The organism is Leucobacter sp. gxy201, from assembly GCF_051043335.1.
Classification (GTDB): Bacteria; Actinomycetota; Actinomycetes; order Actinomycetales; family Microbacteriaceae; genus Leucobacter.
This window is the reverse complement of sequence record NZ_JAMXWS010000001.1, coordinates 61,982-85,974: the sequence shown is the minus strand read 5'-3', so window position 1 is coordinate 85,974 and position 23,993 is coordinate 61,982. Positions and strand designations below refer to the sequence as shown.

Annotated in this window: 15 protein-coding genes; 4 read left to right on the top strand and 11 right to left on the bottom strand. The window is 70.2% G+C overall.

Annotated features, from left to right (window positions below; genetic code table 11):
* Positions 1 to 63: 63 nt before the first annotated feature.
* The 10 genes from araA to NHL51_RS00305 all read right to left on the bottom strand — a co-directional run bounded on the left by araA (position 64) and on the right by NHL51_RS00305 (position 17,176).
* Complete coding sequence (gene araA / locus NHL51_RS00350) at positions 64 to 1,587, bottom strand: L-arabinose isomerase (RefSeq protein WP_434140925.1); 1,524 nt, start codon at positions 1,585 to 1,587, stop codon at positions 64 to 66.
* A complete protein-coding gene (locus NHL51_RS00345; RefSeq protein ID WP_434141666.1) occupies positions 1,584 to 3,353 on the bottom strand; it encodes an FGGY-family carbohydrate kinase in 1,770 nt (589 codons plus the stop codon). Before NHL51_RS00345 ends, araA begins: the two co-directional genes overlap by 4 nt.
* Positions 3,354 to 3,358: 5 nt before the next feature.
* A complete protein-coding gene (locus NHL51_RS00340) occupies positions 3,359 to 4,099 on the bottom strand; it encodes an L-ribulose-5-phosphate 4-epimerase (RefSeq protein WP_434140924.1) in 741 nt (246 codons plus the stop codon).
* A 4-nt stretch (positions 4,100 to 4,103) separates the two neighbouring features.
* Entirely contained in the window at positions 4,104 to 5,171 is a 1,068-nt protein-coding gene (locus tag NHL51_RS00335) for an ABC transporter permease (RefSeq protein WP_434140923.1), read from the bottom strand.
* Positions 5,168 to 6,268 carry an ABC transporter permease gene (locus NHL51_RS00330; protein ID WP_434140921.1) on the bottom strand — a complete coding sequence of 367 codons (1,101 nt, stop codon included), beginning with the start codon at positions 6,266 to 6,268 and terminating at the stop codon, positions 5,168 to 5,170. The genes NHL51_RS00335 and NHL51_RS00330 overlap by 4 nt, the downstream gene beginning before the upstream one ends.
* On the bottom strand, positions 6,265 to 7,869 hold the full coding sequence (locus NHL51_RS00325; RefSeq protein WP_434140919.1) for a sugar ABC transporter ATP-binding protein: 1,605 nt from the start codon (positions 7,867 to 7,869) through the stop codon (positions 6,265 to 6,267). The genes NHL51_RS00330 and NHL51_RS00325 overlap by 4 nt, the downstream gene beginning before the upstream one ends.
* Before the next feature lie 111 nt (positions 7,870 to 7,980).
* Entirely contained in the window at positions 7,981 to 8,982 is a 1,002-nt protein-coding gene (locus NHL51_RS00320) for an ABC transporter substrate-binding protein (protein ID WP_434140917.1), read from the bottom strand.
* Between the two features lie 338 nt (positions 8,983 to 9,320).
* Complete coding sequence (locus NHL51_RS00315) at positions 9,321 to 10,340, bottom strand: LacI family DNA-binding transcriptional regulator (RefSeq protein WP_434140915.1); 1,020 nt, start codon at positions 10,338 to 10,340, stop codon at positions 9,321 to 9,323.
* Positions 10,341 to 10,432: 92 nt separating this feature from the next.
* The gene (locus NHL51_RS00310; protein WP_434140914.1) at positions 10,433 to 14,011 is read right to left on the bottom strand and encodes a family 43 glycosylhydrolase; all 3,579 of its coding nucleotides are present in this window, start codon (positions 14,009 to 14,011) and stop codon (positions 10,433 to 10,435) included.
* A 138-nt stretch (positions 14,012 to 14,149) separates the two neighbouring features.
* Positions 14,150 to 17,176, bottom strand: coding sequence for a LamG-like jellyroll fold domain-containing protein (locus tag NHL51_RS00305; RefSeq protein WP_434140913.1), 3,027 nt, complete (start codon positions 17,174 to 17,176; stop codon positions 14,150 to 14,152).
* Positions 17,177 to 17,778: 602 nt separating this feature from the next.
* Here NHL51_RS00305 and NHL51_RS00300 point away from each other — a divergent pair.
* From NHL51_RS00300 to NHL51_RS00290, 3 genes are read left to right on the top strand one after another with little or no spacing between them, the layout of a single operon-like run.
* Complete coding sequence (locus NHL51_RS00300; RefSeq protein ID WP_434140912.1) at positions 17,779 to 19,857, top strand: MMPL family transporter; 2,079 nt, start codon at positions 17,779 to 17,781, stop codon at positions 19,855 to 19,857.
* Complete coding sequence (locus NHL51_RS00295; RefSeq protein WP_434140911.1) at positions 19,854 to 21,140, top strand: sensor histidine kinase; 1,287 nt, start codon at positions 19,854 to 19,856, stop codon at positions 21,138 to 21,140. The genes NHL51_RS00300 and NHL51_RS00295 overlap by 4 nt, the downstream gene beginning before the upstream one ends.
* The gene (locus NHL51_RS00290; protein ID WP_434140910.1) at positions 21,137 to 21,754 is read left to right on the top strand and encodes a response regulator; all 618 of its coding nucleotides are present in this window, start codon (positions 21,137 to 21,139) and stop codon (positions 21,752 to 21,754) included. The genes NHL51_RS00295 and NHL51_RS00290 overlap by 4 nt, the downstream gene beginning before the upstream one ends.
* Before the next feature lie 458 nt (positions 21,755 to 22,212).
* Here NHL51_RS00290 and galE read toward each other — a convergent pair whose 3' ends face one another.
* Entirely contained in the window at positions 22,213 to 23,229 is a 1,017-nt protein-coding gene (gene galE, locus NHL51_RS00285) for a UDP-glucose 4-epimerase GalE (RefSeq protein WP_434140909.1), read from the bottom strand.
* An 81-nt stretch (positions 23,230 to 23,310) separates the two neighbouring features.
* Here galE and NHL51_RS00280 point away from each other — a divergent pair, with 81 nt between their 5' ends.
* Entirely contained in the window at positions 23,311 to 23,844 is a 534-nt protein-coding gene (locus NHL51_RS00280; protein WP_434140907.1) for a chlorite dismutase family protein, read from the top strand.
* The last annotated feature ends 149 nt before the right edge of the window (positions 23,845 to 23,993 follow it).

The following is a 23,993-nucleotide window of genomic DNA, read 5'->3' as shown; positions in this document are numbered from 1 at the left end:
GTGGCGGTCAGCAGGTCAAGCGGTCGGCGGTGCGAACGGTCGGCGGATCGGGGCGCCGGCGGGTCAGAAGCCCTGGGCGAGCTTGTGGTAGGCCTGGTTCCAGCGCAGTTCGCGCTCGAATCCGCGGGTCGTCGTCTCGCCGTCGATGACGAGCAGCTCGACCTCGGCGAGGCGTGCGAACTCGGCGACCGCTTCGATACCGACGGCGGTGAGCATAGCGGTGTGGTGCGCGCCGCCGGCGGCGAGCCAGCACTCCGACGAGGTCGCGAAGTCGGGCGCGGGCCGCCAGACGGCACGGCCGACGGGCAGCTTCGGCAGGTCGGGCGAGGTCACGTTCTCGACGACGTTCGCGACGAGCCTGAAGCGGTCGCGCACGTCGGCGAGCGACACGACGACGGCGGGGCCGGGGTCGGCGGTGAAGACGAGGCGCACCGGGTCGTCCTTGCCGCCGATGCCGAGCGGATGGATCTCGAGACGCGGCTTCGCCGTGGTGAGGCTCGGCGACACCTCGAGCATGTGGGCGCCGAGGATGAGCTCGTTGCCGGGGGTGAGGTCGTAGGTGTAATCCTCCATGAGGCTCACGCCGCCGGGAAGACCGGCGCTCATCACATTGCCGACACGGGTGAGCAGCGCGGTCTTCCAGTCGCCCTCGGCGCCGAAGCCGTAGCCCTCGGCCTGCAGCCGCTGCACGGCGAGGCCGGGCAGCTGCTTGAGGTCGCCGAGGTCTTCGAAGTTGGTGGTGAAGGCGCCGAAGCCGCCCGCCTCGAGGAAGCCGCGCAGGCCGACCTCGATGGCGGCGGCGTCGCGCAGCGACTGGTGGCGTTCGGCGCCCGGCTTCAGCTCGTCGGCGACGTCGTAGAGCTCGACGTATTCGGCGACGAGGGCGTCGATCTCGGCGTCGGAGGCTGCGGCGACGGCCGCGGCGAGCTCGTTCACGCCCCAGGTGTTCACCTGCACGCCGAAGATGCGCTCGGCCTCGGTCTTGTCGCCCTCGGTCACGGCGACGCCGCGCATGTTGTCGCCGAAGCGTGCGAGCTTCAGCGAGCGGGCCTCGGCGAGGCCGGCGGCGGCGCGCTGCCAGGTCTCGACGCGGGCGAGCACGCGTTCGTCGCTGACGTGGCCCGAGACGGTGGTGCGGGGCACGCCGAGGCGGGTCTGGATGTACCCGAACTCGCGGTCGCCGTGCGCGGCCTGGTTGAGGTTCATGAAGTCGAAGTCGATGTCGCTCCACGGCAGCTCGACGTTCGCCTGGGTGTGCAGGTGCAGCAGCGGTTTCTGCAGGGCGTCGAGCCCGCGGATCCACATCTTGGCGGGGCTGAAAGTGTGCATCCAGGCGATGACGCCGACGACGCGGTCATCGGCGTTGGCCTCGAGCATGAGGCTCAGGATCGCGTCGCGATCGGTGAGCACCGGCTTCCACACGACCTGCACGGGCAGCCCCGAGAGGCCGTCGACGACCTGCTGCGACTGCTCGGCGACCTGGCGCAGCGTCTCCTCGCCGTAGAGCAGCTGGCTGCCGGTGACGAACCACACCTCGCGGGCATCGAACGAGGTGGTGAGCGGGGTCGTGGGCGAGGTGCGGTTCATGCTGCATCCTTTCGGGGGCCAGCGCCGAGGGTCTTCCCGGCGTCGGGGGCGTGCGGTGGCGCGGTGGGTGATTCGGGTGGTTCGGGTGAAGCGGCGGTGCGCCGTGCGGCCTCGGCGGCGCGCGGGGCGGCGAGCCCCGCCTCGTAGCGCGCGAGGAAGTCGCGGTAGCCCGCAGCGCCCACGGGGTCGGGGTCGAGCGTCGTCTGCGGGAGCCCTGCGAAGACGCGGGCCTCGAGGTAGTCGGCGAGCGCCATCACCGCGGGGGCATCGGCATCGGCGTGAGCGCGGTAGGCGGCGAGCACCGCCATGCCCCAGGCGCCGCCCTCCGAGGCGGTGCCGGCGACGGTCACGGAGGTGCCGAGCGCATCGGCGAGCAGCTGCTGCACCACGCCCGCCGTCTTGAAGACGCCGCCGTGGGCGACCATGCGGTCGATCTCGACGCGCTCGGCCTCGAGGGCGCGCATGCCGAGGCTGAGGGTGCCGAAAACGCTGTAGACCTGCGCGCGCATGAACGAGGCGAGCGTGAAGTCGGCATCGGGCGCGCGGGTGACGAGCGGCGCACCGGTATCGAGGCCGGCGATGGGTTCGCCCGAGAGCTGGTTGTAGGCGAGCACTCCCCCGGCGTCGGCGGGGCCGGTCTCGGCGGCGCCGAGCAGCGCGGCGAAGACGCGGTCGCTGTCGACGCCGGCACCCGTGCCGCCGTCCGCTTCGACGCCGAGCGCGTCGGCGAACTGGGCGAAGAGCCGCGCCCACGCCGAGAGCTCGCTCGCACCGTTGTTGCAGTGCACCATGGCCACGGCGTCGCCCGCGGGGGTGGTGACGAGGTCGATGTCGGGGTGAATCGCTTCGAGCTCGTGCTCGAGCACGACCATCGCGAAGACGCTCGTGCCGACGCTGATGTTGCCGCTGCGGCGGGCGACGGCGTTCGTCGCGACCATGCCGGTGCCGGCGTCGCCCTCGGGCGGTGCGGCGGGCGCGCCGGCGGCGAGGCCGCCGGTCGGGTCGAGCAGCAGGCTGCCGGCTTCGGTGAGCGTGCCGGCGTCGGCGCCCGCGGCGAGCACGCGCGGCATGTGGGCGCCGAGGCCCGCGAGGTGCGGGTGGCCGGTCTCGGCCGCGAACTCGGCGAACGCGGCGAGGCGCGGCGCATCCCAGTCGCGGGCGGCCGAGTCGATCGGGAACATGCCTGCGGCGTCGCCGATACCGAGCACGCGCTCGCCGGTGAGCTGCCAGTGCACGTAGCCCGCGAGGGTCGTGAGGAAGCTCACGTCGGCGGTGTGGGGTTCGCGGTCGAGCATGGCCTGGCCGAGGTGGGCGACCGACCAGCGCAGCGGGATGTTGCGGTCGAGCAGTTCGGTGAGCCGCGAGGCTGCGGGCCCCGTATTGGTGTTGCGCCAGGTGCGGAACGGCACGAGCGGCTCGCCGGCGGCGTCGAAGGCGAGGTAGCCGTGCATCATGGCGCTGACGCCGAACGAGGCGACGCGTGCGAGGGCGATGCCGTGCTCCGTCTGCACGGCCCGAGCGAGGCTCGCGTAGGCGTCGGCGACGCCGCCCCAGACGTCCTCCAGCGCGTACGTCCACAGCCCGTCTTCGAGGCGGTTCTCCCAGTCGTGCGCGCCGGTGGCGAGCACCGCGTGGGTCGCGGGGTCGATGAGGCAGGCCTTGATGCGGGTCGAACCGAGCTCGATGCCGAGCGCGGCGCGGCCGGCCGAGATCACCGACGCGGCCGAGTCGGCGGCGGGCTCGCTCGATGATCCCTGGTGAGACATGCCCGTCATCGCCGCTCGTCGCCCGACTGGCCGTACACGTTCTGGTAGCGGTCGTAGAGGCGGTCGATGTACTGCTGTTCGATGGGCACGAGGGGGCCGGCGAGGCGCGCGTGGTGCACGGTGCGGGCGACGTCCTCGACCATCACGGCGGCCTTGACGGCGTCTGCGGCCGAGACCCCGATGGTGAAGGGGCCGTGGTTCTGCATGAGCACGGCGCGCGAGCGGTGGCCGGTGAGGGTCTCGACGATGCCGCGGCCGATCGAGTCGTCGCCGATGATGGCGAAGGGGCCGATCGGAATGGGCCCGCCGAACTCGTCGGCCATGGCCGTGATGACGCACGGGATCTCCTCGCCGCGCGCCGCCCAGCCGACGGCGTAGGTCGAGTGGGTGTGCACGACTCCGCCGACCTCGGGCATATGCCGGTAGACGTATGCGTGCGCGGCGGTGTCGCTCGAGGGGCTGCGCTCGGAGCCGGGGGCCCCGGGTACGGGCTCGCCGTCGAGGGTGCAGAGGATCATGTTCTCGGGGGCGAGGTCGTCGTACGAGACGCCCGAGGGTTTGATGACGAAGAGGTCGGCGCCGGGCACGCGGCCCGACACGTTGCCGCCCGTCCACACGACGAGGCCGTTGCGCGTGAGCTCGCCGTGCAGGCGCGCGACGTCTTCGCGCGCGGCCGCGATGGCGGCCTCGATCTCGGGGGCGAAGGCGGAGGCGGCAGGGGCTGCGGTGCTCTGGGGGCTGGTCACAGGGCTACTCCTTGGATCGGGTGACGAGGCGCTGCAGCAGCACGAAGGCGAGCAGGATGCCGCCGGTGATGATGGTGGTCATCTCGGGGCGGATGCCGCCGTCGCGGGTGATGAGCACGGTCATGAGGCCGAGCACGAGGGCTCCGACGACCGATCCGAGCACGTAGCCGAAGCCGCCGGTGAGCAGCGTGCCGCCGATGACCGCGGCCGCGATCGCGTCGAGCTCCCAGCCGATGCCGGTGATGTTCTGCGCGGTGCCGAGGCGGGCCGTGTAGACGAGGGCGGCGACGCCGGCGAGGGTGCCGCTGATGACGTAGACGAGCAGCGTGATGCGCTCGACGGGCAGGCCCATGAGCTTCGCCGACGGGGCCGACCCGCCGATGGCGTACACGGTGCGGCCGGTGCGGGTGCGGTGCAGCACGAACCAGGCGACGGCGACGATGAGCAGCGCGATGACGACGCCGGGGGTGATGACGAGGTCGTTGACCTTGGGGCCGTCGATCACCTTCCACTGCGTGTTGAGCCAGGTGAGCGCGGTCGCCGAGTCGGGCACCCGCTCGGGCTCGGTGCTCAGGAGCGACGCGAGGCCGCGGCCGAGGAACATCATCGCGAGAGTCGCGATGAACGGCTGCACGTTGAAGTAGCGGATGAGGATGCCCGAGACGAGGCCGAGCAGGCTGCCGATGCCGATCATCACGACGATGACGACGAGGGGCGGCCAGCCGGCCTTCGCGAGCATGACGCCGGCGACGCTCGACAGCGCCACGATCGCGCCGACCGAGAGATCGATGCCGCCGGTGATGATCACGAAGGTGAGGGCGACCGCGAGGATGATGAGGTGGGCGTTGTTGATGAGCAGGTTCGACAGCGTACTGAACTGGAAGATGCGGCCGTAGGCGACCTCGCCGAAGATGAGCAGCGCGAGGCACAGCACGATGGCGGCGATGGTCGGGAAGATCGCGAGGTTGGTGGTGGCGGCCCGGGTGAGCTTCTGCCACAGCTGCACGATCGTGCCGGGGGTCTGGGGCTGCGCGTCGCCCTGCGGGCGTTCGGCGGTTCGGGTGAGAGTCATACCATTGCTCCCTTGCGCTCGGCGTCGAGCTTGATCATGGCCGTCTGCGGCAGCTTCGTCGGCGGAGCGCCGCCTGTGCGTCTGCGAATGAACCAGGTGCGCACGCGCTCCGACTGCAGCAGGCACAGCACGAGGATGACGACGGCTTTGAAGGCGGGCGTCGCCGACGACGAGACGCCGAGGAAGAGGATGGTCTTGTTGAGCGTCGCGATGAGCAGTGCACCGACAGTGGCGCCGGTGAGCGAGAACTTGCCGCCCATGAGCGAGGTGCCGCCGATGACGACTGCGAGGATCGCGTCCATCTCGAGCTGGTAGCCGGTGCGCGACACGTCGACGGTCATCACGGTCGCGACGGAGAACATGCCGGCGATGCCGGCGAGCAGGCCGCTCGCGATGTAGACCGTCATGAGGATGCCGCGGGGGCGCACGCCCGCCATGCGGCTCGCCTTCGGGTTGATGCCGATCGATTCGACCATCAGGCCGAGGGCGCTGCGGCGCACGATGAGGCCGACGGCGACGACGATGAGGATCGCGAGGATGAAGACGACGGGGATGCCGAAGACGTAGCCGTTGGCCATCCATTTGAAGGTGTCGTTGGTGGCGGTCGTGTTCTGGCCGCCGGTGATGACCTTGGCGAGGCCGCGGCCCGCGAGCATGAGGATCAGGGTGCTGATGAACGGCTGCAGCCCGATGACCGAGACGAGGATGCCGTTGATCGCGCCCATCGCGGCGCTGATCGCGAGGGTGAGCACGATGGCGGTGAAGGCGGCTCCGGGGGTGGGGCCCGCGCTCTTCAGGAACTCCATCGAGACGGCGCCCGCGACGGCCATGACCGAGCCGACGGAGAGGTCGATGCCGGCGGTCGCGATGACGAGGGCCATGCCGATCGAGATCATGAGGATGGGTGCGCTCGCGCGCAGGATGTCGATGAGGTTGCCGACGAGGTGCCCGTTCGTCGGGTTGACCGAGATGGCGAGGTAGGCCGGGTCTTTCAGCAGGTTGAGGGCGAGCAGCAGCACGATGGCCGCGGCCCCCCAGAAGAGCGGGGAGCGCACGAGGCGCTTCATGAGACCGTCGTTCGCGGTGCGGCTGGTCATCGCGTCTCCTCTCGCGTTTCGGTGGCGTCGCCGGTGACCCCGGCGGTTTCGAGTTCGGGGTGCGCATCGGGGTCGACCGACTCCGACGCGATGATGTCGACGATGTGCTGCGGGGTGACGCCTGCGCCGCCGGCGAGCTCGCCGACCTTCGCGTGGTCTTTCAGCACGACGATGCGTTCGCTCAGACGCACGACCTCGGTGAGCTCGGACGAGATGAAGACGACCGAGACGCCGCCCTCGGCGAGCTCGGCGACGGCCTCCTGGATCTCGGCCTTCGCACCGACGTCGATGCCGCGGGTGGGCTCGTCGAGGATGAGCAGCTCGGGGTCGGTGGCGAGCCAGCGGCCGAGCAGCACCTTCTGCTGGTTGCCGCCCGACAGGTTCTTGATGAGGCGCTCGGGGTCGGCCGGGCGCACGCCCAGCTGCTCGATGTACTTGGCGACGAGCTCGTCCTGCTCCTTGCGGCGGATGGGCCGGGCCCAGCCGCGCCGGGCCTGGAGGCCGAGGATGAGGTTCTCGCGCACCGTGAGCTCGCCGACGATGCCCTCGTCGCGGCGGTTCTCGGTCGAGTAGGCGATGCGCTTCGCGAGCCCTGCCGCCGGGGTGCGCAGGTCGACCTTCTTGCCCTGCTTCTCGAGGGTGCCGGCGTCGGGGCGGTCGGCGCCGTAGAGCAGGCGCGCGAGCTCGGTGCGGCCCGAGCCGAGGAGGCCGGCGACGCCGACGACCTCGCCCGGGTAGATGTCGAGGTCGGTGGGGGCGAGCGCGCCGCGGCGGCCGAGCCCCTTCGCCTGCACGAGCGGCGCTTCGCTCGCATGGTCGCGCGCGGCGCTGCGGCGGTTGCCGCCGAGCTCGGCGAGCGCGTTCAGGTCTTTGCCGATCATCTCGGCGATGAGGGCGTGCCGGTCGAGCTCGCTCGTGAGGTGCTCGCCCACGAACTCGCCGTTGCGCAGCACGGTCATACGGTCGCTGATCTCGTAGATCTGGTCGAGGAAGTGCGAGACGAAGAGGATGGCGACGCCCGATTCTCGCAGCTGCCGCATGACGGCGAAGAGCTGTTCGACCTCGTTGGCGTCGAGGCTCGAGGTGGGCTCGTCGAGGATGAGCACGCGGGCGTCGATGACCATGGCGCGGCAGATAGCGACGAGCTGCTGCAGCGCGATCGAGAGGGTGGAGAGCTGCTTGCGGGTGTCGAGGTGGCCGAGACCGAACCGTTCGAGCTTCTGGCGGGCGGCCGCGTGGGTGGCCTTCCAGTTGATGCCGAAGGGGCCGCGCACCTCGTGCCCGAGCATCACGTTCTCGCCGATGCTGAGGTTCGTGACGAGGTTGACCTCCTGGTAGACGGTCGCGATGCCGGCGCTCTGCGCATCGGCGGTGCCGTCGAAGCGCTGCTCGCGCCCCTCGACCTCGATGGTGCCGGAGGTGATCTTGTAGACGCCCGTGAGCGCTTTGATGAGCGTCGACTTGCCGGCGCCGTTCTCGCCCATGAGGGCGTGGACTTCGCCCGGGAAGAGTCTCAGCGAGACCTCGTCGAGGGCTTTGACTCCGGGAAACTCCACCGTGATGCCGTGCATGTGAACGGTGGGCGTGTCGAGTGCGGGCATTGCAGATGCACCCCTTCAGCGTGAGAGAGCGAGAGTGGGGCCGGGGCGGAAGGTCGACCCGGTGGGGGGGGCGCGGGGCGCCCGCCCCGGGGAGCGGCGGTGGGCCGGGGCTCAGTACTGGCGGTCGGCCAGCACGGCCTGGGCGGCCTCGGGCGAGTCGAACGCCTCGCTCGGCACCATGATGTACGAGTCGACCTTCTCGCCGTCGAGCGTCTTGCGCACGGCGTCGATGGCGGTCTCGCCGAACAGCGGGTTGTACTCGTGCACGAAGCTGAGCTTGCCGGCGGCGAGCGCCTCGAGCGCGGGCTTGGTGCCGTCGATGGTCGCGATCTTCACGTCCTCGCCCGGCGTGAGGCCGGCCTCTTCGACGGCCTGCACGGCGCCGAGACCCATCTCGTCGTTCTGCGCGAAGATGAGCTGCACGTCGTTGTTGTTCGACTTCAGCAGGGTCTCGGTGACGCTCTTGCCCTCGCTGGTCGACCAGTTCGCGGTCTGCGCGGCGACCTTGTTCAGGCTCGACCCCTCGACGGCCGCGTCCCAGCCCTTGTTGCGCTCGTTCACGACGCCGACGCCTGCGGGGCCCTCGAGCACGATGTAGTTGGCGCCCTCGGGAAACTCGGCGACGGCCCAGTCGCCGACGGCCTCGGCGACGGTCGCGTTGTCGGGGGCGATGCGGGTGACGTAGAGGTCGGTGTTGTCGGGCTCGATGCCGCGGTCGAGCAGCAGCACGGGGATCTCGGCCTCCTGCGCGCGCTCGAGCGGATCCTCCCAGCCGGTGGCCTCGGTGGCCGACAGCAGGATGACGTCGACGCCCTCATCGACGAACGAGGTGAACGCATCGATCTGCGACTTCTGGTCGAGGTTCGTGGCGGGCGCGTACTTGAGGTTGAAGCCCTCCTCCTCGGTGAAGGTGTCGCGGATGTTCTTCTCGTTCGCCTCGCGCCAGCCGCCCTCGGGGCCGACCGCGACGAAGCCGACGGTAACGGTCTCGCCGCTCGCGCCCGAGTCGCCCGATGCCGAGTCCCCGCCGCCCGAGCAGGCTGCGAGGCCGAACGTCATCGCGCCCGCCATGATCATGCCGGCCATGCCGAGCATGCGCTTCTTCAGTGCCATGTGTTTCTCCTCTTCGAGATTCGGTGGGGTGTCCCGGCGACTCCGCCGTTCACGGGCCGCTCCCCTATAGTTCGGCCGTTCTCACCAATTGTGCGCGCTCACAATTGGGATTGACAAGGCCTGCTACCTTTCGTTACCAATCTGTTACCGCGAACATTGAGCCCGGTGCGCGAGCGCCTCGATTCGGCCCGGATCAGACTGGAATCCCCGAGCCCTGCGACCCCCGCGCACCCGAATTTCGGCTCTCACCCGTCGTTCGGAGCAGAACCGGGGTTTTCATCCGAGATATGGGTGAGAGCCGAAATATGGGCGCGGCAGAGTTCAGTTCATGGGCAGCGTCAGGCGCGGGGAGCGGTCGCCGATCGGCGCACCACGAGCTGCGGGCTGATGTGCGTGCTGGTCGCGTTCGTGCCGCCGTCGATCGCCTCGACGAGCAGCTGCACGGCGAGCTGCCCGAGCGCGACGAAGTCCTGCCTGATCGTGGTGAGCGGCGGCAGGTAGTGGCTCGAGTCGGGCACGTCGTCGAAGCCGACGATGCTCATCTCCCCCGGCACCGAGACGCCGCGGTCGGCGAGCCCGTGGATGACGCCGAGCGCCATCTGGTCGTTCGCGACGAAGATCGCGGTGCAGCTGTCGACGTCGAGCTCCTGGGCGAAGCGGTAGCCGTAGTCGGCCGTCCAGTCGCCCTCGCCGTAGACCTCGGGAGCGTGGCCGGCGGCCGCGAGGGTCTCGCGCCAGGCCCGGTCGCGCTCGCGCGCATCGAACCAGTCTGAGGGGCCGCCGAGGTGCGCGATGCGCGTGTGCCCGAGCTCGATCAAGTGCGAGACGGCGAGCACCGCGCCCGCGTACTGGTCGACGGACGCTGTCACCGCGTCGGGCACGGCCGCCGGCATGAGCATGATCTTCGGCACGGAGACCTGCTGGGCGCGCAGCGTCTCGAGCGACGACTCCCGCGGTGCGATGACGCACAGGCCGTCGATGTCTTGCGAGAGGAGGCCCTGCAGCGCGGCCTCCATGCTGAGGCTGCCCTCGTCGCTCGTGGTGAACGAGCCGACGGTGTAGCCGGCGTCGTGGGCGGCCGCCTCGAAGGCGTGCAGCATGCTGTTCGGGCCGAACTCGACGGGGTTGTCGACGAGCACGCCGAGTCGCATCGCGCGGCGCATGGCGAGCGCCCGTGCGGTCGCGCTGCGCTGGTAGCCGAGCTCGGCGATCGCGTCGTCGACCTTCTTGCGCGTCGTGTCCCGAATGTTCGGGTGCCCGTTGAGCACCCGCGACACGGTCATGTGCGAGACTCCCGCGAGCTTCGCCACATCGTAGATGTTGGCGCGGCCAGCGCCGGTTGTCGCCGGGTAGGTCATCTCCACCACCTTCCGTTCGCCGGGCACGCTCCGACCCCTCCATTGGGGGCCGGGCGTACCCGGCCTATGCCATCAGACGATAGCGCAATCCACTACTGGCCCTGGGCCGCACGGCGCCGGCGCGTGAGCACTGCCGCCCCTGCGAGGGCGAGCGCGAGCGCTGCGCCGAAGGCCCATCCGATGCCGTTCTGACCGGTGCGCGCGAGGTCGCCACCGGTCGGCGACTGGCCATCGGCAGCACCGGCGGCACCGGCGCCGTTCGCTCCGGATCCGGCGCCATCGGCACCCGAACTCCCCGAAGCCGCGGCACCGTTCGCACCGGCGCCATCGGCTCCAGAACCACCGGCACCGGCATCGGCCGAGGCGCCATCAGCCCCGGCACCGGCACCGTTGGCGCCCGAATCGCCGGCCCCCGCCTCGCCCACGACGACGCGCAGCGTCACCGCCGGGTTCGCGACCTCTTCGGCCGCCTCCATGTCGAGCACGGGCATGCCTTCGATGTCGAAGTGCACGCGGCGCACGAACATGTCGCGCCCCGAGAGGCCGTTGTGGTCGGTGCGGGCGTGGAAGACGTAGATGAGGTTGCCGTCTTCATCTTCCGACCACATGCCGTGGCCGGTGCCGAGCTGCCACTCCCCCTCGAACAGGCCCGACTTCTGCAGCGGAGCGTTGAGCTTCTGCCACGAGGCCGGGTCGGTGAGATCGCTGCCGCTCGCATCGGCGATCGCGAGGCCCGTCGTGTAGGTGTCGCCGACGCTCGAGCCCGAGTAGATCATGTAGAGCTTGCCGTCGCGCTCGTGCACGTTCGGCCCCTCGGCGCAGGTGTTGTCCCACCCGTACTCGGGCGCGATGATGCGCACGGGTTCGCTGGTGAGCACTGCGGGCTGCGCGGGGTCGACCTTCGCGATGAACGTCACGCACACCTGCTGCCAGGCGTAGTAGGCCTGGCCTGCGGCGTCGGTGAAGTACGTCATGTCGAGCGAGATGCCCGACACGGCGTTGAGAGCGGAGCCGTCGGCGCGCACCACGGGCTCGGGCAGCGACCAGTTGACGGGGTCTGCCGGGTCGAGATGCTCGCCGGTCTCGGTCTGGCCGAGCTGCATGATCGACGCACGGCCGGTCATCATGTCGGGGCCGTTGCCGTAGCAGGGCATGAAGAGGATCGAGAGCTTGCCGTCGATCTCATGGAACTCGGGCGCCCAGAAGCACCCGGTCATGATGTTGCCGTTGGCGTCGGCGTCGCCGCGGTCGAGCAGGTGGATCTCTGCGCCGCCCGCCTCGTCCGAGAGCCCTGCGATGGTATCGGCGATGCGGATCGGCATGAACGCCGCGCCCTGCTGGTGGATGTTGTCGCCGTAGATGTCGTTGGTGGCGATCATCAGGTAGCGGTCCTCGCCGTTGTAGTCGAAGCGGTAGACCGAGGGGTCGGCGCGCTCATCGGCGAACGGGGTCGCGTACGAGGTCTGCTTGATGGTGCTGGTGGCCTCGTACGTGCCGGGGGTCGTGAGATCGACGCCGTCGAGGTTCCAGCCGTTGACCGGCAGCGATCGGGTCGAACCGTCGGAGTAGGCGAGTTCGGCCGATGCGGGCAGCGTCGCGGCCAGCGTCGCGGCGTCGGTCTCGCCGGCTTCAACGGCGACGTCGTCGAACGGGGCGACGCCGGTGTTCACGAGGCGTCCGTAGCGCTGCTCGAGCGCGGCGGCGGCCTCGGCCGTGACGGTGAGCTGGGTGCCGCCGGCGAAGTCGTCGATGCCGGCTTCGGCGTCGACCGCGATGACGGTGGTGCCGGTGGTGCGGCCGGCGGCCGAGGCGCCGTCGGCGACCCCCGCGGTGGCCGCGGCGACGATGTCGGCGACGTCCTGGTGCCGCTCAGCGCCCGAGGCGGTGGTCCACGAGACGCGGTAGGTCTCGGCGGCGGTGTCGTAGACGGCCGTGGGGCGGGTGACGCCGTCGGTCTCGTCGAGCTGCAGCAGGCCGACCTCGGTGTACTCGCGCAGGTCGTTCGTGGTCGCGATGAGCGCGCTCGTGGTCTCGGTGCCGTCGGCTCCGCCGCCACGAGCGAGGCGGGTGGCGATGACGGCGTAGCTGCCGTCGGCGAGCTGGAACACCGACGGATCCTTCAGGCTGCGCATGATGGCGTGGTCGGGCCCGGTCTCGGGCACCTCCTCCGAGGTCTTCGCGAAGAAGACGCCGTAGTTCTCGTTCAGCGGCGCCCACGCCCCGGTCTCGGCATCGTTCAGCGCGAGATGCATGCTGAGCGCGATATCGGCATTGTTCGCGGTCTGCTCGGAGGTCGGAGTGCGATGGTACGCGAGCAGCTCGGAGGTCTCGGCGACGGGGCGCAGGTCGATCGTGAAGCTCTTCTCGACCGTGAGCGACGCGTCGTTCTCGGCGGCGAGCTGCACGGTGACGGTCACGGGTGCATCGCTGCCGTCGGTACGGCGCAGCACGCCGTCCGTGTACTCGGCGCCGGTCGTGCCGGTTACGGTGAGCGCGAGGCCCGCCGGGGCCGCGGGGAGGGCTGCGCCGTCGGCGAGCAGCTGCGGTACGACGTAGCGGTCGGCGATCTGCTGCAGGCGCTCCTGATCGGTGAGTTCGGAGGGCAGCACGTGCACGGTCGTGGTGCGGGTCGCGGTGATACCGCGCATGGACGCGGTGGCAGTGAGCTCGACGTCGACCGGGTCTTCGCCGCGGGCGGGCTGGGTCACGGTGCCGTCGACGGCGACGACGTCGGGGTTGCTCGACTCCCAGGTGACGGTGCCGCCGGCGGTGGGCAGGCCGACGCGGTCGCGCGCGACATCGCCCGCGGGCAGTTCGAGCCCATCGAGCAGGGCCTCGGCGCGGGCGGCGATCTGCGTTTCGTTGATGGTCGCATCGGCGAGGTTCGCCGCCTCGACCTCCGAAGCATCGAGCGCGCGGTCGTAGACGCGGAACGCGGCGACCTCGCCCGCGAAGAGCGGGTCGGGCCACGGCGAGCGGCCGATCGTGTTGAGCGACTGATCGGCGATCGACGCCGGCGTGAGCGCGGTGCTCGTGGTGCCGGCGAGGGCGCCGTCGACGTAGAACGAGAGGGTGCCCGCGGCGCCGTCGAGCACGCTCGTCAGCGAGTACCAGCGGTCGGCGTCGAGGTTCGTCGCGGCGCGGGCGTTCGTCTCGCCGGGGTTCGACGAGGCCGTGATGGCGGTGCGCGGGGCGTCCTTCACTGTCGCGAAGAAGTACTGTGTGCTCTGGTCGTTGCCGAAGTTCCAGAGGAAGTTGTAGTCGCGCTTCATCGCGGCGTCGATCTTCACCTCGGTGGTGACGGTCGCAGACGTCTGGCCGGCGAGCAGGTTCTCGGGCAGACGCACCCAGTTGCCGGAGCCGTTCTTCGCCCCGCCCGAGAAGCGCAGCGAGGTGCCGGTCCAGAGAGCGTCGTCGGCGTTCTCGACAGTCGCGGCGGTCGTGTCGCCGGCGCTGGCGGGGGCGGCGAGGTCGGCCACGGAGCTGCCCGCGGTCTGAGTGAAGAGGTACTCGGCGATCGGGCCGGGCGCTTCGGCGAACGCGGGGCTCGCGGGCGGCGCGATCGTGAGGGCGATCGCGCCCGCTGCGGCGAGCGCGAAGGCGCGCGTGACGGCGGCCTTCCCTGGTCGGCGGCGCGCTCGGGGCAGCGCCGGTGTACGTGTGTCCATCATCTTCTGGGCCTCCTTGCCCGGGGCGTGCGAGGCGGTGATGCCTCCCCGCACGCGGGTGTGTGTCGTGATTACGATTTCGGCCCCCGTCCTGCTGCGAGCCTGCGGGGCTGCGCAGCAGGACGGGGTGACCGGCGGCTGCTACTCCGCCGTGTCGACCGAGGGGGTCTGGCCGTCACGCTGCGCGGCGGCGCGCCGGCGGGCGACGAGCAGCAGCGCGAAGGCGACGAGCACGACGAGCGCCGCGCCGCCGGCGAGCGGCCAGAGGCTCGAGCCGCCGGTCGACGCGAGGTGATGCGCATCGCCCGAGGCGGTCGCCTGCGCGCCGTCGGCTGCGGCCTCACCGCCGCGGGTATCGGCGGTGCTGCCACTCCCATCGGCAGCACCGGCATGGGCGGATCCGCCGCTGGTGTCGGCGGCCCCGCCGTCGGCACCGGCGGTGCCGCCCTCGGCATCCGCGTCCTCGCCCGCGGCATCGGCCTCGCCGGAGGCCTCCGCATCGGATTCGTTCGACGCGTCGCCGACGGTGACGGTCGCGGTGACGGGGTGGCGCGAGTCGTCTTGCGCGACGCCCGAGACGGTGAAGACTCCGGCGGCCGCATAGGCGTCTGCCGGCACCTCGTCCCAGACCACAGCGGCGTCGACGGTCTCGTCGGTGCCGGTGGTGAGGGCGACGGTTTCGGGCAGCACCGGGGCGACGCCGATCGCGGTCGAGACTTCGACGGGGGCCGCCGAGACGATCGCGACGTCCGGTGCGAAGGCCGCGAGCACGCCCTCGTACTGCGCACGGGTGACGGGCACGATGGTGCCGTGGCGCGGCTTGCCGCCGTCGGAGTTGACGGGCAGCTGCGCTGCCGGCAGCTCGTCGCCGATCACCTGCCACTGCGATGCGTCGGTGATGTCGGTCGTCGCCATGGGCACGTAGTGGTTCGGGCCGCCGTGGTAGTTCGGCTGGTCGGCGAAGAGGTAGTACTCGTAGCCGTTGACGTCGCCGGGGTTCGCGGGGAAGAGCGAGGGGCCTTCGCCCGCCGAGAAGGTGCCGCCGTAGCCGTTGGGCTGGCCGTTGCCGATCTGCGTGCCGTCCTCGACCCACTCGTCGTCGGCGCCGGTGGTGGCCGGGTAGCTGCCCGCGACGGTCGCGAGCAGGTCGTTCGAGTGCTCCTGTCGCAGCGTCATCGACTTCTCGTCTTTGTAGACGCGATAGTAGGCGTCGCCGTGCTTCGCGACGGTCACGTCGATCGAACCGGCGCCGGCCTGGCCTCGGCGGTCGACATCGATCCACACCTCGGGCTCCGAGAACTCGACGAAGTCGGGGGTGGTGGCGACCATCATGCGGTTGTAGTTCGGCGTGGTGCCGTGCGCTGCCTGGTCGTCGGAGTCATAGAGGTTCGACGCCCAGTAGACGACGTAGAGGCCGAGCTCGTCGTCCCAGTACGCCTCGGGCGCCCAGGTGTTGCCCGCGTAACCGGTGCTGACCTCGATGTGGCGCTGGTCAGACCAGTTCACGAGGTCGGTCGACTCCCACACCTCGATCGCGAGCGAGCCGTGGGTCTGGGCTCCCGTGAAGCCGCCGGCGCGACCGTCGATCTTGAGGTCGGTGGCGATCATGTAGAAGGTGTCGCCGTCGGGCGAACGCAGAATGAACGGGTCGCGCAGGCCCTGTTCGCCGAGGGTGGAGGTGAAGAGCGGTTCGCCGCCGTTCAGCGTGTTCCAGTCGAGCGCGTCGTTGCCCTTGGAGGCGGCGAGGCTGATCTTCTCGCCGCCGACGCCTTCGCCGGTGAAGAAGGCCCAGACATAGGCCTCGTCGTCGCCGGCCTCGGCGGGCAACGGCTGCACGAGGGTGTCGAACTCGCGGGTGACTCTCGCGTCGCCGTTCGCGACGGTCGCTCGCAGGAGCAGCTCGGTCGCGGCATCGCCTGCGGCGGGCCGGTCGACCTGCACGGTGAACGATTCGGCACTCACGCCGTCGGCGATGACCGCCTGTTCGGCGCCGGCGAGCAGCTCCCAGGTCACGGTCGATCCCTGGGCGCCGGCGCGCTGCAGCGAGAAGTCGCCGCGCACTTCGGCGGGCACGCTGAGCGCCTGCGCGTCGCGTTCGGCCGAGCTCTCGGGAGTGACGGCGGCGACGGTCACGTCGACCGACGCCTGCACGGCGGCGTCTCCGGCGGCCGACGCGGTGATGGTCGCGGTGCCCGGGGCGACGGCGAGCAGCGCCCCGGTGTCGCTGACTTCTGCGACGGCGGCATCCGTCGATTCCCAGACGACGTCGCTCTCGGCGCCGGCGGGGGTGACGGTGGCGGTGAGCCGAGTGGTCTCGCCTTCCCAGGCCGCGAGCGTCGCGCCGCTCTCGCCCTGCTCGATACCGGTGCCGGTGATGGCCACCGCTTCGGGCGAGGGGGCGCCGAGCTGCGCCGCGGTGAGCGCGGCCGGTGTGATGGTCACGTTGTCGATGAGGCCCGAGAAGTATTCGCCGCCGCCCCAATTGGCCTTGCCGAGCTGCAGCACTCCCCCGGTGTCGCCGAGAATCTCGGAGAGGGCCGGGCCCTGCTCCTTCTTGTCGACGAGCTGCGCGTCGACGTAGAGACGGGCGGTGCTGCCGTCGAGCACGATGTCGACGTGCTGCCAGGCGCCAGCGGTGCGGGTGGCGCTGAGATTGCCGGTCGCGTCGCGCGACCCGGTGTTGGCGTAGCGCTCGACCGAGAGCTTCGCGGCGGTGTCGAGGGTGCCGAGGTAGGTCTCCTTGCCGAAGACCGGGGCCGCCGCGGTGCGGGCGGCGTAGACCGCCCAACCGGTGTTGCCCGACGTGTCGGGCAGGCTGTCGTACGAGATGGTGGCAGCGTCGAGCCCCGCGAGCGGCGAGGCGCCGGAACCGTTGGTGACATCGAGCCAGAAGTTCTTGCCCAGGCGGGCGGCGGTGCCTTGGCCGTCGGCGCCCGGCTCGAGCACCTCGGTGCCGTTGACGGTCGCGATGGCGCCGGCTCCCGCGTAGGCCCCGTCGACTGCCGGGGCGTCGAAATCGAATGAGGCGACCGGTTCGGGCGCCTCGGGTGCGGCCTGCGCCGCGTCGGGCGCGAAGCCCAGCGGTGCCCCGATCAGCAGGCAGGCGGCCGCGGTGGCCCCGGCGCAGCTCCTCGACCAGAATCGGGCTCTCGAATTGCGTTGTTTCACTCCGTGTCCCCTTCGACAGTGTTTCCCACAAGTGCGTGCGGCAGCGATTTCGACAGTGCGTTGCGGCGATGCCGTCGTGGGCCGGTTCGTGCCCCGATGGTGCCGCGGGTGGCGCAGCCCACTCACATGATTGTGAGCGATAACAGGACGACGCTTCTCCCATGTTAGCGAGAACAGCCCGCGTGCGCCAGGGTCACTTCCACCTGACCGAGCACTGCATGGCAATTGCAGCCCAACCCGCCGCCCCTCGAAACAGAAGAGGACGCCATCCAAATGCGCGTCCCAATAATGGACGCTCGGGAGCACTAGGTGCATCCGGCAATGTCTCATTTTTCGAACATCATCACGATGTTTCAATTTCTTAACATCGAGCGCGCTTCGGATGCCCCGACGGACCACTCGCTGTGCCGTTTGCCGCATGGATCTGGCTGCCCATTCTTGGCACGAGTGTCCATACGCGACCCCGACGGGTTGCGCTTTGACACTCGAATGACGACCAGCGCCGCCAAAGGCAAGGCGACCCGGCATCATCCAAAAGGTGTAGGTGCAGTTCACCCCTGCTCGCGATGCCGAGAAAGGCGTTGCTTGGTGAAGTTGATGTCATGGCAGTTTCTCGCTCACGCAGCCCCCTTTCCGACCGTTTGACCTCGCGCGGTGGCGCATGGATATCGCTCGGCCTCGTGCTCCTCGTCATGGTGGCACTCTTCGGCGCATTCGGGTCTGCCGAGGCTCCGGCGCGCAACGATCAGGCGCCGGCTGATTCGGAATCGGCGCGCACGAGCGAGCTGCTGCAGCAGTTTCCGAACGCCGACCGCCAATCCGTGATGGTCGTGGCGGCCCGGGGCGACGGCGCGAAGCTCACGCACGCCGACGTGGCCGAGCTCGAGGGGCTGCTCCCGGTGCTCGACGAGCACGCCGACGCCGACGCAACCGGCCCGATCATGAGCGATGACGGCGAGGCGGCGGTGCTCATCACCCCGATGCGCGTGGGCGAGACGAACTCCGACACGGCGGCGCTCATCACTGAGCTGCGTGCCGACATCGTCGACCACGCGCCGGTGGGCCTCACTTTGCAGGTGACGGGCGGCCCCGCGTTCGGCGCCGATGTGGCAGGCGCGTTCGCGGGCGCCGACTTCACGCTGCTGCTCGTCACGATTCTGATCGTCGCAGTGCTGCTCATCGTCACCTACCGCTCCCCCGTGCTGTGGCTGCTGCCGCTCGCCGCGGTCGGGCTCGCCGACGGCCTCGCGGGCCGCATGACCGCGGCGGCGGGCGCGGCGTGGAACCTGCAGTTCGATGCGGGCATCATCAGCGTGCTCGTATTCGGAGCGGGCACCAACTACGCCCTGCTGCTCATCTCGCGGTACCGGGAGGAGCTGCACCTGACCGACGACCACCGCCGGGCGCTCAGCACGGCCTGGCGCAAGACCGCGCCCGCGATTCTCGCCTCGAACGTCACGGTCGTGCTCGCGCTGCTCACCCTCGTGCTCGCGGTCATCCCCGGTACGCACGGCCTCGGCATCGCCTCGGCGATCGGGCTCGTCATCGCTCTCGCCGCCGTGCTCCTCCTGCTGCCGCCGCTCCTCGCGGTGTGCGGGCGCCGGGTGTTCTGGCCGTTCGTGCCGCGCCCTGACACCGACACGAAGCGCAACGCGAAGCGGCACGGCGGCGTCTGGCGCGCGATCGCCTCCCGCGTGACTCGGCGCCCGGCACTGAGCCTCGCCGCGGGCCTCGCCCTGCTCGCTGTGATGGCGACGGGACTCTTCGGCACCTCGGTCGGGCTCGATCAGCTCGAGAAGTTTCGGGTGCAGTCCGAGTCGGCAGCAGGGCTCGAGGTGCTCTCGGATCACTTCCCGCCCGGCGAGGCACAGCCGATCTTCGTCGTCGCGAACAGCGCCGAAGCCGACCCCGTGATCGAGGCTGCGGCGAGCGTCAAGGGCGTCGTGCGCGCGCACCCGGTCGGTGCCACCGACGACGGTGCGCTCACGAAGATCATGGTGACGAGCGACTACGCGCCGAGCACCGCCGAGAGCCTCGACCAGATCACCGAGCTGCGGGGCGCCGTGCACGAAGTGACGGGCGCCGACGCGGTCGTGGGCGGCGCGGTCGCCACCGACCTCGACGCCCGAGCGGGCAATCAGCACGACCTCTGGCTCATCGCACCGCTGGTGCTCGCGGTCAGCTTCCTCGTGCTGCTGGTGCTGCTGCGGTCGGTCGTCGCGCCGGTGCTGCTGCTCGCGGTGAACCTCGCGAGCGCGGTCGCCGCGATCGGGGCGGGCGCCTGGCTGAGCCGGGTGCTGTTCGGGCAGCACGCGCTCGATCTGCAGGTGCCGTTGCTCGCCTTCCTCTTCCTCGTCGCGCTCGGCATCGACTATACGATCTTCCTGGTGCACCGCGCCCGCAGCGAGGCAGCCCGGCACGGCACCCGATATGGCATCGTCGAGGCGGTCGCGCACACCGGCGGCGTGATCACGAGCGCGGGCATCGTGCTCGCGGGGGTGTTCGCCGCGCTCGGCGTGCTGCCGCTCGTAACGCTCGGGCAGCTCGGCCTGATCGTCGGGGTCGGAGTGATCGTCGACACGCTCGTGGTGCGCACGGTGATCGTGCCCGCGATCTTCGCGCTCGTCGGTGACCGCATCTGGTGGCCAGGGCGGCCGCGTTCCGAGAGACTTGACGCATGAATCTCGTGAACGCACCTCTGGCGCGCACCGGCTCGGCGGCCCCGGCGAGCGCCACGGTGCGGGCGATGGAGGTCGGCCGGCACCTCATCGCGGTCGTGCTCACACTGATCGGCGTCATCCGCGCGATCGGCGACGGCACCTCGGCAGTGGCTGCGGTTATCGCAGGCGTCGCGATCCTCGCCTGGCACACCGCCGGCACCGTTCTTCCGGTGCGCACGAGTTCGCGGCAGCCGGCCGTGTGGTGGCTCGTCGGGTTCGCACTCGTGTGGGTCGCTGCGACCGCCGTATCGGCCGAGTTCGTGTGGGTCGCGTTTCTGCTGTGGCTGCTCGCAGGCCACCTGCTGCCTGTACCGTGGGGGCTGCTGTACTCGGCTCTGGTGCTCGTGGTGGTAGTGGTCGCCCCGATTCTGCATCACGGTGCGACGAGCTACGCGAACGTATTCGGGCCGCTCATCGGCGGAGTCTTCGCGTTCGGCATCTCGCGCGGCTACCTGCAGCTGCTGCGCGATGCGGCGGAGCGCGAGCGCCTCGTGACCTCGCTCACGCGGGCGCAGGCCGAGATGGCGGGGCTGCAAGACGAGCTCGCGCTCGTACAACGCGAGTCGGGCGCGGTCGCCGAGCGCACCCGCATCTCGCGCGACATCCACGACACGGTCGCGCAGGCGCTCTCCTCGATCCGTCTGCTCGCGCACGCTGGCGCGGCGCGCACCGGTGATGCCGATGCGGCGCGCACGCTCGGACAGGTCGAGGCGCTCGCGGGCGACAGCCTCGCAGATGTGCGCCGCATCGTCGCCGCTCTCGTACCCGCCGAGCTCGAAGACAATGCCCTCGCAGCGGCACTGGGGCGTATGCTCGACCGCGCGCACGACGAGGCGGGTCTGCGCACCGAGCTGCACGTCGACGCGGGCCTGCCGATCCTGCCCAGCGATATCGAAGTCGCCCTCTTGCGCACCGCCCAATCGGCCCTCGCGAATGCGCGCCTGCACGCGGGGGCGAACCGGGTGGTGATGAGCCTCATCGACTCCGGCAGCACGGTGCGCCTCGACGTCTTCGACGACGGTGTCGGCTTCGACGCGGCGGCCTGGGAGCGGGCGGCGGAGCCCGGTTCGGGGTCGTCGAGCTACGGTCTGCGGTTCATGCGTGCACGGCTCAGGGAGCTCGGCGGCGGCCTCGATATCGAGAGCGCCCCGGGCGAGGGCACCGCGATCTCGGTGCACCTGCCGATCCATCGGGAGCCGGGGCGCACCGCCGGTTCCGAGACCGTTCCGGAGGAGACGCCGTGACCACGACCGTGCTGCTCGTCGATGACCATCCTGTCGTGCGCAGCGGGCTGCGTGCCGTGCTCGACGGCGGCACCGTGCGGATCGTGGGCGAGGCCGCGACGGGCGAGGAGGCTATCGCCCTCGCAGAACACGTGCATCCCGATGTCGTGCTCTGCGATCTGCGTCTCGGGGCAGGGATCGACGGCATCCAGACCACGGCCGCGCTGCGGCGCATCGACCCCGCGCCCGCCGTGCTGATGCTCACCACCTACGACCGCGACGCCGAGATTCTCGGCGCGCTCGAGGCGGGTGCCGCGGGCTACCTGCTCAAGGATGTCGCGCCCGAGACGATCATCGACGGCATTCTTCGTGCGGCCCGCGGCGACATGGTGCTTGCCCCTGAGCTCGCGAATCGCGTGCTCAAGGGCATGCGCAACCCGCTGCCCCGCCTCACCGACCGGGAGCTCGAGGTATTGCGACTCATGGCGACGGGCGCGGCGAACAGGGATATCGCCCGCGCCCTGTTCGTCACGGAGGCGACGGTGAAGAGTCACATCGCCCATATCTTCACGAAGCTCGATGTCGACAGCCGATCGCGCGCGACGCACCTCGCACGCGAGACCGGTCTCATTTAGAACGAACGGGCGGCGTACATGATGCCGCCGATTCTGCCGACGGTGAACACGACGGTCCGCGGCACGCACCGGGCGCCCGCGCACGGAGTGTGCGGCCCCGCGATCTCGGGGGCTCGCCTGCGGGCGGCGCGCTGACGCAGTGGGCGTCGTCGCACTGGATCTTCCTGGTGAACGTGCCGCTCGGGGCGCTCAAGACACGCGGCGATTTCAGCGGAGCCTATACCTATCGGCGGTCGCGACGATCTCACTCGGCCAGTTCGTAATCCAAGAGCGGCACCGGGAGAAAGTACGCCGCGCGGCTTTGATCGTTCTCGGGCTATTCTCGTTCTCGACGTTCTCGTGAGGCAATATCACGGCCACGATGGTCGCCATCGGAGAGTTCACAATCATCTTCGTGCTGCCGCCATACCTCATCAACGCGCTCGGCGTCGACGTGAGGCCCGCACTTCGACGAGCATTCACGCGTTCGCGTACCCCTGCGGGTTGCTCTGCTGCCAGGCCCAGGCATCGCGGCAGGCGTCGTCGAGCGAGCGCGTCGTGCGCCAGCCCCACTCGCTGAGCGCCAGCGACGGGTCGGCGATGACGCTCGCCACGTCGCCCGCACGGCGCGGCTCGATCGAGAACGGCACTTCGCGACCCGAGGCGCGCTCGAACGCGCGCACCACCTCGAGCACGCTCGACCCCTCGCCCGAACCGAGATTCACCGACCGCACTCCCGGCTTCGCGTGCTCGAGTGCGACGACGTGGCCCTCCGCGAGATCCATGACGTGAATGTAGTCGCGCACGCCCGTGCCGTCGGGGGTCGGGTAGTCGTCACCGAAGACGCTGAGCCGCTCGCGCCGACCGACCGCGACCTGCGCCACGAACGGCATCAGGTTGTTCGGAATACCGTCGGGGTCTTCACCGATGCGGCCCGACGGGTGCGCCCCGACCGGGTTGAAGTAGCGCAGATTCACCGCGGCCAGCTCGGGCCAGGCGTGCGCGGCATCGGCGATGATCTGCTCGATCATCGCCTTCGACCAGCCGTACGGGTTCGTGAGCCCGACGCCCACCTGGTGCGTCTCAGCGATGCGGTCGGTCAGCGGGTCGCCGTACACGGTGGCGGAGGAGCTGAATACGAGACGGGTCACGCCGCGCTCGCGCATGAGGTCGAGCAGCGTGAGCGTCGAGTCGATATTGGTGCGGTAGTACCGGGTCGGCTGGGCGACCGATTCCCCCACCGCTTTGAGCCCGGCGAAGTGGATGACCGCGTCGAACTCGACGCCTTCAAGGCTCTGGCGGGTCGCCGCGGCGTCGGTGAGATCGGCCTCCACGAAATCGACCGTCTTGCCCGTCAGCTCTTCGACGCGGTGCAGCGACTCTCGACTCGAGTTCGAGAGGTCATCGAGCGCGACGACCTCGTTGCCCGACTCGAGCAGAGCCAGAGCCGTGTGGCTCCCGATGTATCCGGCTCCCCCGGTCAGCAATACTCGCATGCAGTTCATCGTAGTTGAGCCCGCCTGACCAGCATGTGCGAACCTCTTGCGGCTTCACCCGTAGCGCGGGACCATGAGGGTATGAGCGAGAACACCTACACCCTGTTCGCCACCTTCCGCGTGAGCTCGTCGCACCCAGTCGTCTTCGACGGCCACGATGTGCCCGAGACGGTGCAAGAGCTCGAAGACGTCGTCGGCCTCATCGGCGACGAAGACGTCACCGTGCGCGGCTGGTACGACGTCAGCGGGATGCGCGCCGACGCCGACATCATGGTCTGCCTGCAGGGATCGGCCGCCGAGGATGTGCAGTGGTCGCTGCGCGAACTGCGACGCACGACGCTGCTGCGCTCGCTCATTCGCACCTGGGGCACCATCTACCTCGAAGACGACGAGCAAGCGCCGCCGCTCGGCGACGAGGCGCAGTCGTGGGTCGCGCTGCGGCCATCGGGGCCGCTGGAGTACCCGGACGTGCGCGAGGCCGATTCGATCACCGAACTCATCGGTGCACTCAATGATGACGAAACGACAGGCGGCCGCCATGCGGGCAAGCGCCGCGCTGCGGCGTACGTGGGGCGCCTCATCGAAGCGTTCGAGCTCGTCGAGGTGCTGCAGTAGTCGCCGAGTGCTCCCGTACCTTCATCCACAGGCCTAGTACTGCCCGGTTCACGAGCGAGTTATCCACAATGAGGCGTCCGCCGAGGCTGAATGTGCCCGGTATCGCTAGCGTCGCTTGTAGTTCCGTCACACGACGCCGAGAATGGAGG

Bases quoted from the DNA above. Each gene is read 5' to 3' on its own strand.
- NHL51_RS00310 (WP_434140914.1), bottom strand. From the start codon at position 14,011: ATGATGGACACACGTACACCGGCGCTGCCCCGAGCGCGCCGCCGACCA.
- galE (WP_434140909.1), bottom strand. From the start codon at position 23,229: ATGCGAGTATTGCTGACCGGGGGAGCCGGATACATCGGGAGCCACACG.
- NHL51_RS00345 (WP_434141666.1), bottom strand. From the start codon at position 3,353: ATGTCTCACCAGGGATCATCGAGCGAGCCCGCCGCCGACTCGGCCGCG.
- NHL51_RS00330 (WP_434140921.1), bottom strand. From the start codon at position 6,268: ATGACCAGCCGCACCGCGAACGACGGTCTCATGAAGCGCCTCGTGCGC.
- araA (WP_434140925.1), bottom strand. From the start codon at position 1,587: ATGAACCGCACCTCGCCCACGACCCCGCTCACCACCTCGTTCGATGCC.
- NHL51_RS00335 (WP_434140923.1), bottom strand. From the start codon at position 5,171: ATGACTCTCACCCGAACCGCCGAACGCCCGCAGGGCGACGCGCAGCCC.
- NHL51_RS00325 (WP_434140919.1), bottom strand. From the start codon at position 7,869: ATGCCCGCACTCGACACGCCCACCGTTCACATGCACGGCATCACGGTG.
- NHL51_RS00315 (WP_434140915.1), bottom strand. From the start codon at position 10,340: ATGACCTACCCGGCGACAACCGGCGCTGGCCGCGCCAACATCTACGAT.
- NHL51_RS00295 (WP_434140911.1), top strand. From the start codon at position 19,854: ATGAATCTCGTGAACGCACCTCTGGCGCGCACCGGCTCGGCGGCCCCG.
- NHL51_RS00320 (WP_434140917.1), bottom strand. From the start codon at position 8,982: ATGGCACTGAAGAAGCGCATGCTCGGCATGGCCGGCATGATCATGGCG.
- NHL51_RS00300 (WP_434140912.1), top strand. From the start codon at position 17,779: ATGGCAGTTTCTCGCTCACGCAGCCCCCTTTCCGACCGTTTGACCTCG.
- NHL51_RS00280 (WP_434140907.1), top strand. From the start codon at position 23,311: ATGAGCGAGAACACCTACACCCTGTTCGCCACCTTCCGCGTGAGCTCG.